The organism is Methanolinea sp. (genome assembly GCA_030055515.1).
Lineage (GTDB): Archaea > Halobacteriota > Methanomicrobia > Methanomicrobiales > Methanospirillaceae > Methanolinea_A.
Genome location: JASFYI010000005.1, coordinates 88,035 through 99,600 on the forward strand (window position 1 = coordinate 88,035; position 11,566 = coordinate 99,600).

9 protein-coding genes are annotated in these 11,566 nt (G+C 68.8%); 6 read left to right on the top strand and 3 right to left on the bottom strand.

The window, feature by feature from the left end:
* Window positions 1-22: 22 nt before the first annotated feature.
* Window positions 23-2,002 carry a cation:proton antiporter gene (locus QFX32_08890; protein ID MDI9634149.1) on the bottom strand — a complete coding sequence of 660 codons (1,980 nt, stop codon included), beginning with the start codon at window positions 2,000-2,002 and terminating at the stop codon, window positions 23-25.
* 128 nt (window positions 2,003-2,130) lie between these two features.
* Here QFX32_08890 and QFX32_08895 point away from each other — a divergent pair, with 128 nt between their 5' ends.
* The 3 genes from QFX32_08895 (at window position 2,131) to QFX32_08905 (ending at window position 6,976) form a co-directional block, all read left to right on the top strand.
* A complete protein-coding gene (locus QFX32_08895) occupies window positions 2,131-2,631 on the top strand; it encodes a hypothetical protein (protein MDI9634150.1) in 501 nt (166 codons plus the stop codon).
* A gap of 18 nt (window positions 2,632-2,649) precedes the next feature.
* Window positions 2,650-5,376, top strand: coding sequence for an HAD-IC family P-type ATPase (locus tag QFX32_08900; protein ID MDI9634151.1), 2,727 nt, complete (start codon window positions 2,650-2,652; stop codon window positions 5,374-5,376).
* Window positions 5,377-5,509: 133 nt separating this feature from the next.
* Window positions 5,510-6,976 carry a sodium-dependent transporter gene (locus QFX32_08905; protein ID MDI9634152.1) on the top strand — a complete coding sequence of 489 codons (1,467 nt, stop codon included), beginning with the start codon at window positions 5,510-5,512 and terminating at the stop codon, window positions 6,974-6,976.
* Between the two features lie 23 nt (window positions 6,977-6,999).
* On the opposite strand, the gene QFX32_08910 is transcribed toward QFX32_08905, so the two are convergent.
* Together QFX32_08910 and QFX32_08915 are read right to left on the bottom strand one after the other, a co-directional pair.
* Entirely contained in the window at window positions 7,000-9,573 is a 2,574-nt protein-coding gene (locus QFX32_08910) for a cation-translocating P-type ATPase (GenBank protein ID MDI9634153.1), read from the bottom strand.
* A 72-nt stretch (window positions 9,574-9,645) separates the two neighbouring features.
* Window positions 9,646-10,335, bottom strand: a complete 690-nt coding sequence (locus tag QFX32_08915) for a small multi-drug export protein (GenBank protein MDI9634154.1) — start codon at window positions 10,333-10,335, stop codon at window positions 9,646-9,648.
* A gap of 106 nt (window positions 10,336-10,441) precedes the next feature.
* On the opposite strand from QFX32_08915, the gene QFX32_08920 reads away from it, so the two are divergent.
* The 3 genes from QFX32_08920 to QFX32_08930 form a co-directional block, all read left to right on the top strand.
* Window positions 10,442-10,897: a DUF2178 domain-containing protein gene (locus QFX32_08920; GenBank protein MDI9634155.1), complete on the top strand. Its 456-nt coding sequence runs from the start codon at window positions 10,442-10,444 to the stop codon at window positions 10,895-10,897.
* A complete protein-coding gene (locus QFX32_08925) occupies window positions 10,887-11,081 on the top strand; it encodes a helix-turn-helix transcriptional regulator (GenBank protein ID MDI9634156.1) in 195 nt (64 codons plus the stop codon). The genes QFX32_08920 and QFX32_08925 overlap by 11 nt, the downstream gene beginning before the upstream one ends.
* Window positions 11,082-11,185: 104 nt before the next feature.
* Window positions 11,186-11,566: hypothetical protein (locus tag QFX32_08930; GenBank protein MDI9634157.1), on the top strand; the 381-nt coding region annotated here is incomplete at its 3' end.

Here is an 11,566-nt window from a genome sequence, read left to right on the forward strand (position 1 = left end):
GCTTGCAGGCCGCGCGGGACCCTCACGCCGGGCGCGAGAAGAGCGGGACCGCGCCCGCGATCTTCTCCCCCGTCCCCGTGAGGACGAGCTCGTCGCCGGCGTGGATCGCGCACGTCCCGTCCGGGTGGGGGATGATCGCGCCGTCCCTGCGGACCGCGAGCACCGTCACCCCGTACCTCTTCTTGAGGAGGACTTCCCCGAGCGTCTTTCCCGCGAGCGGCGATCCCTCCTCCACGCGGACGGTCCGGACCTCCATGCCGGGGATGTCGAGGGCGGGCGCCGGCGGGGGCGACACGGGGTTCCGCAGGATCCTGTAGCTCTCAGACCGGATCTCGCGGACGAGCGCGGCCGTCTTCTCGTCCGGAACGCCGAACTCCTGCATGACGCGCGAGAAGATCGCGATCGACGTCTCGAACTCCTCGGGGACGACCACGTCCGCACCGATCTCCCGGAGGACCGGGACCTCGACGAGGTACCGCGTCCGGACGACGAGGAATATCCCGGGGTTCAGCTCGCGGCAGAGCCCCACGATCCGGCGGGTCGCGACGGGGTCGTTGATCGCGATGACCGCGACCCGGGCTGTCCGGATCCCGGCGTGGTCGAGGACACCTTCCGTCGTCGCGTCCCCGTAGATGATCGGCTCGCCCTCCTCGCGCGCCTTCCGGACGGCGTCGGGGTTCATGTCGATGATGACGTGCGGGATCCCCCCGATGCGGGCTGCCCGTGCGAGGTTCTTCCCGTTCACGCCGTACCCGATGATGACGAGGTGGCCGGACCGCTCGACCCTCTTCTCGGCGGCGACCCACTCGCACCGCCCCGGCATGACCCTCTGGATGAACCGGTTCGCGCAGAATACCGAGGCGAGCGGGTGGCCCGCGGGGATGAGGAAGGGCGTTGCGGCCATCGTGACGAGCGCGACGACGAGGAAGACCTGGTACACCTCGCGCGAGAGGATCCCGTAGTCGAGCGCGCTCTTTGCGATGATGAACGAGAACTCCCCTATCTGCGTGAGGGCGATCCCCGCGAGGATGACCGTCCGGAGCTGGTAGCCGAGCAGGAACGGGGCGGCCGACCCGGAGAGGAACTTGATGGCAATGACGGCCCCGAGGAAGAGGAGGATCGTGCCGGGGTGCCCCGCGAGGAACGAGACGTCGAGGAGCATCCCGATGGAGACGAAGAAGAACGCCGTGAATATGTCCCTGAACGGGACGATCCTGCTGATCGCCTGGTGGCTGAACTCCGACTGGGAGATGAGGAGCCCGGCGAGGAGGGCCCCCATCGCGAGGGAGAGACCCGCGAACGACGCGAACGCGGCAACACCGAAACAGACGCACACGACGAAGAGGAGGAAGAGCTCGTTGCTGCGCGTCCTCGCGACCTGGAAGAGGACGGCCGGCATCACCCACTTCGCGGCCGCGGCGAGCACGGCGACGAAGAGGATATCCTTTGCGAGGACGACGTGGAGGGGCTCGCCGGCGACGGCGCTGCCCCCCGCGAGGAACGGGATCGCCATCAGCATCGGGATCGCGACGAGGTCCTGGAAGATCAGGATCCCGAGCGCGAGCTTCCCATGGAGGCTGTCGAGCTCCCCCCTGTCGTGGAGGATCTTCAGGACGACCGCCGTGCTCGAGAGGGAGACGACGAACCCGAGGAGGACCGCCTCGTGCCACGGGCGGCCTATCCCGAGGGCGAGGGCCACGGAGAGGACCGCCGCGAGGGAGACCTGGAGGATCCCCGCGGAGAGGACGATGCTGCGTATCTCCCACAGCTGGCGGAACGAGAACTCGAGCCCTATCGAGAAGAGGAGGAGGATGATCCCGATCTCCGCGAGGAATTCCACCTGCGCCGTGCTCCTGATCAGGGAGAGGAGCGAAGGCCCCGCGATCACCCCCGCGACGATGTACCCGATCACCGGCGGAATGCGGAGCCTCGTGAACGCGAGCCCCACGGCGAGGGAGAGTCCGAAGATGACGAGGATGTCGTAGAGGATGACGATGTCCACGGCGCGCCCCCCCAAAACGGGCAGTCCCCTCAATACTGGACTTCCCGACAGAAGTGCTTTATCCTGCGGGGGTCTATTCTCCACACATGGATTCGAATGCACCCGTTGCAGCCCTGGGGGGTGCGTGAATGGCGTGGCTCCACGACATCCCGCCCCGGACCCGCTGGAACATCGCGACCTCTGTCCTCACCCGCCTCGTGCTCGAGGTCGGGGCAGAAGAGGTCGCGCAACGGGCGCCCGGGGGAGGGGGACGGCTCTTTTCCCTCCTCGGCGAGGAGGTGAGGCGCATCGCGGATATCTACTCCCTCCCCCGCGACAACGCGGCGCACGTCGTCCAGACGCTGGGTGCAGTCTCGGTCATCCTCTTCGGGAGGTCGTTTGAGACCCGGTACATCGAGGGGTTCCCGGGGGAGGGCGTGATTAGGCTCGCGGAGTGCGCCATGTTCCGGGACGGCATCGCCCCGGGGATACCCCCCCGGACAGTCCATTCCGTCTGCCTCTCCTACGTCCGGAATGCCGTCTCCTCGCTCAACCCGGATTACGCGGTCGAGGTCGCGATGGCCCGCTGCCGGGGCGATCCCTTCTGCGAGATGGTCATCTCGCCGAGATCCCGTTCTCCTGGCCATTGACCGGGGGGTCCGATTGCCATGGACGACACCAGGATCCCCGCGCAGGGCGTCCCATGGCACGCCCTCCCCATCGAGAGCGTGTATGAGACGCTCCGCTCCGGGCCCCGGGGCCTCTCGAGCGGGGAGGCAGCTGCCCGGGTCGCCCGTTACGGGAAGAACTCCCTCCCCGCCGGGAGGGCTCCCACCCTCGTCGAGATCATCCTCCACCAGTTCGCAAGCCCCCTCATCTACATCCTCCTCGCCGCCGGGATCATCTCCTTCCTGATCGGGGACGAGAAGGACGCGGGGTTCATCTTCCTCGTCGTCATCATCAACGCGATCATCGGGACGGTCCAGGAGTGGAAGGCCGAGCAGAGCGCCCGGGAACTCCAGAACCTCCTGCGGATCTCCGCCCGCGTCCTGCGCGACGGGGCGTGGAAGACCATTCCCGCGGAGGAGATCACGCTGGGCGACGTCGTCCAGCTCGAGTCAGGCATGAAGGTCCCCGCCGACCTCCGCCTGATCCACGTCGCCGAGCTCTCGATAGACGAGTCGCTCCTCACGGGGGAGTCGGTCGCCGTCCGCAAGCATCTCTGCGTGGTGAATCCGGACACGCTCCTCTGCGACCGGGCGAACATGGCATTCGCAGGGAGCATCGTCGTCTCCGGGCGCGGGTGCGGGATTGTCACCGCGGTCGGGAGGAACACCGAGGTCGGGCTCATCGCGAAGGCCGTCTCGGAGACGGAGACCGCAAAGCCGCCCCTGCTCATCCGCATGGAGGAGTTCTCCCGCAAGGTCGGGATCCTGATCCTCTCGGCGAGCGCGGTCATGGCGGCCGTCGCGCTCTCGAGGGGCGTCCCCCCGCTCGAGGTCTTCTTCCTCGCCGTGGCGCTCGTCGTCTCGGCGATCCCCGAGGGGCTCCCCGTCGCGATCACCGTCGCCCTCTCGATCGCTGCTGCCCGGATGGCAAAGAGGAACGTCATCGTGAGGAAGCTCGCCGCGGTCGAGAGCCTGGGCAGCTGCACCACCATCGCGACGGACAAGACGGGGACGCTCACCGTGAACCAGCAGACGGTCAAGGCTCTCTTCCTCCCGCCCGAAACGATCGTCGAGGTGACGGGAGCGGGGTACGAGCCCGGCGACGGGAGGCTCCTCGTGGACGGCGAGCCGCCCGACACCGCCGTCCTCGACGCCGCCCGCACGCTCGCGCAGACCGCGGTCATCTGCAACGAGGGGACGCTCTACCAGGAGGACGGAAAGTGGGTATACTCGGGGGACGCGATGGACATCGCCCTCCTCTCGCTCGCCTACAAAGCGGGGATATCCCCCGACGACGTGAAGAACGGGATCCGCGTCCTCGCGCACGTCCCCTTCGAGTCGGAGAGGATGTATGCGGCCGTGTACTACGCGCGGGACGGGGAGACCGCACCGCCCGTGAGAATCGCGGCGAAGGGGGCAGCCGAGGCAATTCTCCCCTTCTGCACGGAGATGGCGACGCCGCGCGGCACCGTCCCGTTCGACGCGGAGGCCGTGGAATCGGAGCTCGCCCGCCTGATGGAGGGGGGCTACAGGGTCCTCGCGGTCGCGGGCGGGACCGTGGACGCGCCCCCGGGCCCCGATGCCACCCTCGCCTGCACAAGGCCCTCGCTCACGTTCCTCGGCCTCGCGGCATTCATCGACCCCCTCCGGCCCGACGCGAGGGATGCCGTCCGGATCGCCCGCGAGGCGGGGATCGACGTCGTGATGGTCACCGGCGACCACCCGCGCACTGCCTTTGCCATCGCGCGGGAACTCGGCATCGCGGACGACCCCTCGCAGGTGGTGACCGGGAGGGAACTCTCCGCGGCGGGGAACCCCCCTCTCCCGGCCTATGACGCGCTCGTCGAGAGGGCGAGGGTCTTTGCACGGGTAACACCGGTCCAGAAGATGGAGATCGTGGATGCGCTCGTCCGGGCGGGCCACTTCGTCGCCGTGACAGGCGACGGCGTGAACGATGCCCCGGCCCTGCGGCGGGCGAACATCGGCGTCGCCATGGGTTCGGGCACGGACGTCGCGAAGGACACCGCGTCCCTGATCATCGCGGACGACAACTTCTCCTCGATCGTCGCGGGCGTGGAGGAGGGGCGGTTCGCCTACGACAACATCCGGAAGGTGACCTACCTCCTCATCTCCACGGGCTTTGCCGAGGTCGTCCTCTTCATCCTCGCCCTCTTCTCCGGGCTGCCCATCCCGCTCCTCGCCGTCCAGCTGCTCTGGCTGAACCTCGTCACGAACGGGATCCAGGGGGTCGCGCTCGCGTTCGAGGCCGGCGAGGAGGACGCGATGAAGAGGAAGCCCCGGCCGCCGGACGAGGGGGTATTCAATCCCCTCATGGTGAAGGAGACACTCCTCTCCGGGCTGACAATAGGGGGGCTCGCATTCCTCTTCTTCTGGTGGCTCACCTCGAGGGGTATCGAGGAAGCGGTGGCGCGAAACCTCCTCCTCCTCCTCATGGTCCTCTTCGAGAACTTCCATGTCTTCAACTGCAGGTCAGAGCACCACTCGCTCTTCCGTGTCCCGGTCAGGAACAATCCCTTCCTCATCCTCGGTGTCGTCCTCATGCAGGGACTGCACATCCTCTCGCTCCACGTCCCCCTCATGCAGGATATCCTCGGTGTCCTCCCCGTCTCGTTCGGCCAGTGGCTCGTCTGCCTCGCCATCGCGGGTACCGTCGTCGTCGTGATGGAGGCCTTCAAGGTGATCAACGCGCGGCAGGGGAGTGCGTGACGCGCCGGGCAGGCCGGACGGGGGGATTTTATGGGGGGCGGCACGGTCGTCCCCCTGCCTCCCCCCTGCAATACTAGAGCGTTTTTAGGGAGGGGACGGCATACCTTCCTCCGCACGCCGGAGGCGGGAGCCCATGGCCAATGGGGAAGGTGGGAACAGGGAGTCGTGGTCGTCGCGGGCGGGGTTCGTCCTCGCCGCGATAGGGTCCGCGGTGGGGATAGGGAACATCTGGAGGTTCTCGTCCGTCGTCGGGCAGAACGGAGGGGGCGCGTACCTCGTCCCGTACCTCGTCGCGGTCTTCTTGTTCGCGTACCCCCTCATGCTGCTCGAGTTCGGCATGGGGAGGCACTTTGCGAAAACGGTCGTCGGCGCGTTCGGGAGCGTGGGGCCGCGCCTCCGCCTCGCCGGCTGGTTCCTCGCCGCGACGATCTTCCTCGTCCTCTGCTACTACCTCGTCATCACGGGGTGGACCGTCGCGTACGCCGCGTTCTCCCTCGCGGGGACGCCCGTCACGTTCCGCGCCTTCACGGGCTCGTACCTGCCGGTCGCCTCCTTCCTCTTCTCCGCGGCGGTCACGGTCGCGATCGTCTCGCTCGGCGTCCGGAAGGGGATCGAGCGGGTCTCCGTCGTCCTGATCCCGGTCTCGGCGGGGATCCTCGCCGCGATGGCGGTCTACGCGGTGACACTCCCGGGCTTCCCCGCGGGGATCCAGTTCCTCTTCTCCCCCGATTTTTCCGTCCTCTCCGACCCCCTCGTCTGGAGCGCGGCGTTCGGGCAGGCGTTCTTCTCCCTCTCGGTCGGGACGGGGATCCTCCTCACGTACGGGGCCTACATGGAGAGGGAGACCCCGATCCCCTCGTCTGCCCTCGCCGTCACCGTCGCCGACCTCGGGATCGCGCTCCTCGCGGGGGTCGTCATCTTCCCGATCGTCTTCACGTTCGGCCTCGAGCCGGCCGCGGGGGCAGAGCTCGCCTTCGTCACCCTCCCGGCCGCCTTCGCGATGATGCCGGCGGGCAGGCTCTTCGCGACCGCGTTCTTCCTCCTCCTCTTCTTCGCCGCGATCACGTCGGCCGTCTCGATGCTCGAGGTGGGGGTCTCCTCCCTCTCCGAGGCGACGGGCTGGTCGCGCCGGAGGGCGAGCCTCGTCCTCGGCGCCGTGATGGTCGCGCTGGGGCTCCCGGCCGCCCTGAGCTACAGCGCCGCCGGCTGGAGCATCGGGGGGATCCCCGTCCTCGACGCCATGGACGAGACGGTCGGGACGCTCGGCCTCCCGGTCGCCGGTGTCGTGCTTGCCCTCGCCTTCTCGTGGCTCGTCCCCCGCGACGTGCTCGAGCGCGAGGTCGGCCGCCTCCCTGGCAGGATCGTGCACGCGGCGTGCAGGACGTTCATCCCCGCGGTCCTCCTCTTCGCGACCGGCGCCCGGCTCGCCGCCGGGATAGACCCCGCGGACTTCCGCCTCCTCCCGGGGAGCCCGTGGATCGGGACCGCGCTCCAGGTCGGGGCGATGGCAGCGATCGCGGTTGCCCTCCTCGCCGCGATCTCCCTCCTCTGCAGGTTCGGTAGGTGCCCCCTCGGCAGGCGGCTCACGCGGGGGAGGTAGGCTCCCCCCACCCGGCCCCGGTCTCAGGCAGCGCCTCCGGCTCCCTCCCGCGACCTCCTCCTGTAGATCTTGTACAGGTCGAACCAGAGGACGCTCGCGATGCCGAGCGCCGCCGCCCCGAGGAGCACCGGGAGGGGGACGGGGCAGAACCCGAAGAGGTCGCGGAGCGGCGGGACCGAGAGGACGAGCGCAAGGCAGGAGAGGGTCCCCGCCGCGACGACCGAGAGGGCCCTGTTCCCGTGCCCGAGCGTCTCGGGGACCGTCTTCTCCCACGACCTGTTGACGAGGATGAGACCGAGGTTGGAGACGACGATCGCGACGAACGCGACCGTCCGGGTGGCCCCGGTCGCGAGCCCCGCGGCCGCCGCCCACGCGTACGCGCAGAGGACCGCGGCGAGGACGACTGCGCCCTGCAGGAGGCCGAGCGTGACCGTCTCCCGGGAGAAGAGGCCGCGCGAGACATCCCGCGGCGGTCTCCTCATCACGTCCTCCTCCTCGCGCTCGGACTCGAAGACGACGGAGCACGAGGGGTCGATGACGAGCTCGAGGAAGACGATGTGGGCGGGGAGGAGGACGAGGGGCGCGCCGAGGAGGACGGGGGCAAGCGACATCCCGGCGATGGGGACGTGGACCGAGAGGATGTAGGCCATCGCCTTCCGGAGATTGTCGGCGATCCGCCGGCCCATCCGCACCGCGGCGACGATGGACGTGAAGTTGTCGTCGAGGAGGACGAGGGAGGCCGCCTCCCTCGCGACGTCGGTCCCCCGCCCGCCCATCGCGATCCCGATGTCCGCGGCCCGCAGCGCGGGGGCGTCGTTCACGCCGTCGCCGGTCATGGCGACGACCTCGCCTGCCCCTTTCAGCGCGCGGACGATCCGGAGTTTCTGGGCGGGCACGACCCGTGAGAAGAGGGGCGAGTTCCTGCACGCCGCGGCGAGCTCCCCGTCGGACATCTCCTCGAGCTCGGGGCCGAGGATGACGCCGCCGTGGTCCCCGAGGCCCGCCTGCCGCGCGACCGCCCGCGCGGTGACCGGGGAATCCCCCGTGATCATGAGGACGCGTATCCCGGCCGCCCTGCACTCCCCGACCGCCTCCCGGACACCGGGCCGGACGGGATCGGAGAACCCGACGAGCCCGAGGAACGAGAAGGTGAACGTGTGCTGGCACTCGGGCAGGTCTCCCGGCCGGAACGAGGCGCGCGCGACGCCGAGGACCCGCAGTCCCTCGGAGGCGAGGATGTCCACCCCCGCCGCGACCCGGGCCGCTGCCTCGCCGTCGAGGTGGCAGAGGTCCGCGATCGCCTCCGGGGCGCCCTTCGCCGCGATCACGTACTCGGCACCGTCGCGCGAGCGCCAGACGTTGGACATGGCCATGAGCGCGGGCGAGAGGGGGTACTCCCGGACGAGTTCCCAGCCCGCGTGGACGTGCTCGGTCTTCCCGAACTCGCCGGCGGCAAGGGAGAGGAGCGCTTTTTCCATCGGGTCGAAGGGGTCCCTCTTGCAGGCGAGGATCGCGAACTCCACGAGCTCGTGGCAGGACTCGGGGATCTCCCCGGGGTCGCCGGAGGGGTACGGGACGACCCTCTCCCCGCAGGAGAACGCCCGGACCGCCATCCTGTTCTCCGTGAGCGTCCCGGTCTTGTCCACGCAGAGGACCGTCGCCGCCCCGAGGGTCTCGACCGCGGAGACCTGCCGGGTGAGGACGCGGGCCCGCGAGAGCCTCCACGCGCCCAGCGCGAGGAAGACGGTGAGGACGACCGGGAACTCCTCGGGGAGGATCGCCATCGCGAGGGTGATCCCCGCGATCAGGCCCTCCGGGATGCTCTGCGTGGAGATCCCGTGGAGGGCCGCGACGACCCCGCAGAGGGCTGCCCCGGCGAGCGCGACCTTCCGCACGAGGGAAGAGACCTCCCTCCGGAGCGGGCTCTCCTCCCGGTGGACCGACGAGAGGGCTTTCCCAATCTTCCCCATTTCCGTGCGGGGACCCGTCGCGGTCACCCGCGCGAGGCCCTGCCCCGAGACGACGAGCGTGCCCGCGTAGACGAACGGGAGGTCGTCACCCCCCGGCGCCGCGGGGGCAGGGGGTTCTCCTCCTCCCGCAACGGCGACCTTCCGCACGGGGACGGACTCCCCGGTGAGGAGCGACTCGTCGACCGCGAGGGCCTGCGCGTAGAGGAGGACCCCGTCCGCGGCGACCCTGTCCCCCTCGGAGAGGACCATGAGGTCCCCCCTCACGACCTCCCTCCCGGGCACGCGGACGAGTTCCCCGTCCCTCACGACGAGGGCACGGGGGCTGGAGAGGTTCCGGAGGGCTTCGAGCGCCCTCTCCGTCCGCGACTCCTGGTACACGGTGATCCCGACGATGACACAGACGAAGGCTGCCATCATGAGGCCCTCCTGCACGTCGCCGAGGAGGAAGTAGATCGTCCCCGTCGCGACGAGGAGGAGGAACATCGGCTCCCCGAGGACGCCCGCGGCGATCGCGAGTGTCCCCCGCCTCTCCGCGGAGGGGACCTCGTTGTACCCTTCCTCCCGCAGGATCCTCCCCGCCTCCGCGGCCGAGAGGCCCTCCACCGACTCGAACGAGAAGAGCTGCACCCGTGACTACCCCCGGGGAAGACCAAAAATGGAGACCCTGTTTCCCGCCCGCGCCGCCATTCTCCCTCCCCCTCACTCCCCTCCGCCGTACCACCTGCGCAGGAGGACGTAGGCTGCGGCGAACGCCGCGACCGCGGCGACCGCGACCGGGATCCCGACCGCGGCGTTCTCGAGGACGAGCCTCCAGATGACCTCGCTCCCCGCGGCGAAGAGGAAGCACTCGGCGGACGCCCCGAGCCCTATCGCGAGGAGGATCTCTGCCGGCGAAAGGCCCGCCATCATCCCGACGAGGGTCGCGCCCACGCCGCCCGTCCCCTGGAACGGGAGGAAGACGAAGAACGCGACGCCCGGGACTGACCACCGGGAGATCCACGGCCTCTTTTCCATGAACTCCCCGCCCCTCTCGAGGAAACCCCTGATCCACGGTCCGAGGACGGGGATCTCGAGGGCGATCCCGATGTTCTGGATGACGAAGAGGCCGGTGAGGACGTCGAGGACCGCGAGGGATGTTGCCATGAGCCACCACGGGATCCCGAGCGCGATCCCTGCCGGGATGATCGACTCCTTCCCGGACGGCGGGATGTAGTAGAGGATCATCAGCCCGCCGAGGACGAGCGCGCGGTCGAGGGGGAGGACGAGGAGGCAGAGGCCGTAGTAGAGGAACGCGAGGAGGGGAGCGAGGAGGAGGGATGCCGCGACCGAGAGGGGGGATCCCCCGCCGCCCGGCCGCAAGGCCGCGGGGAGTGCCGGGAGGGCTGCCATCGGTACCGGGAGAGCTCGCCTTCCCCCCCGAAATACCTTTCAGGTCCGGGACCCGGCGACCGGTAAAGTTAAGGGGACATTTTGTGAAACATCGATCACACCCTCCATGAAGCAGAACACGTTCTACCTCCTCGCCGGGGTCGTAGGGCTCGCCGAGGTCGGCCTCTTCCTCCTCTCGGTCCACCTGCGCAATCCCCTCGTCATCACCGCGGGGTTCATCCTCGGCGTCGGCCTCCTCTACGTCGCGCGGATGACGGTCACCGATGTCCGGGAGGACGAGCGGACGCGCCTCATCAACGAGAAGGCGGGGTTCCGGACGCTCGAGGTCTTCTGGGTGATCTTCTTTGCCGTGAGCCTCGGGACCGCGGTGATAGGGTTCTCGACACCGCTCGGGATCCCCCGCGGCAACCCGCTGGCGCGCCACATCCCGAGGGACCCGCCGCTCCTTGGGTACTTCGGCGTCCTCCAGATGATCCTCCTCTGCTGCATCGCGTTCCTCTACATCGCGTTCCGGGTCTACTACGCCCGGAAGTACGGGGAGTGGGAGAGCGATGAAGAATAAGCTCAAGGTCTACCGGGCGATGAGGGACCTCACGCAGGATGCCCTCGCCCGGGAGCTGAATGTCACCCGCCAGACCATCCTCGCCATCGAGAAGGGGAAGTACGACCCTTCCCTCGCGCTCGCGTTCAAGATCGCGCGCTACTTCGGCGTCGCGATCGAGGACATCTTCACCTACGAGGAGTGAACCGGTCGTTCCACCCGTCTTCCCGGCCGGTTCGAGCACCTGCCCAGACAGGTACGTGGAAGAAACTCCCCCATTAGTCATATTTATATGACAGAATGTAAAACATGTTTTACGTCGGCAGAGATGCCGGCACGACACACGACCACGTGGAGGCACACACGATGAGGCTTTCATCCATACTCGCGGCAGGCATCCTCGCCGGGCTCCTCGTCCTCTCCGCGCTGCCCGCACAGGCGCAGGCGGCAGCGGCAGGGAAGAACTATCCCACCCCCGCGCAGGGGGAGAACCGCATGGACAGGGTCCTTGACATGCTCGAAGAGAAGAGATACGACGTCTCTGCCATCCGGTCCGCGCTCGCCTCCGGCGACGTAGAGACCGCGCGGTCGCTCCTCCGGGAGTTCATGCAGGAGAACCCGGGCGCCCTTGCGCCCGCCGAACCCCGGGAGAACCGCATGGACAGGGTCCTTGACATGCTCGAAGAGAAG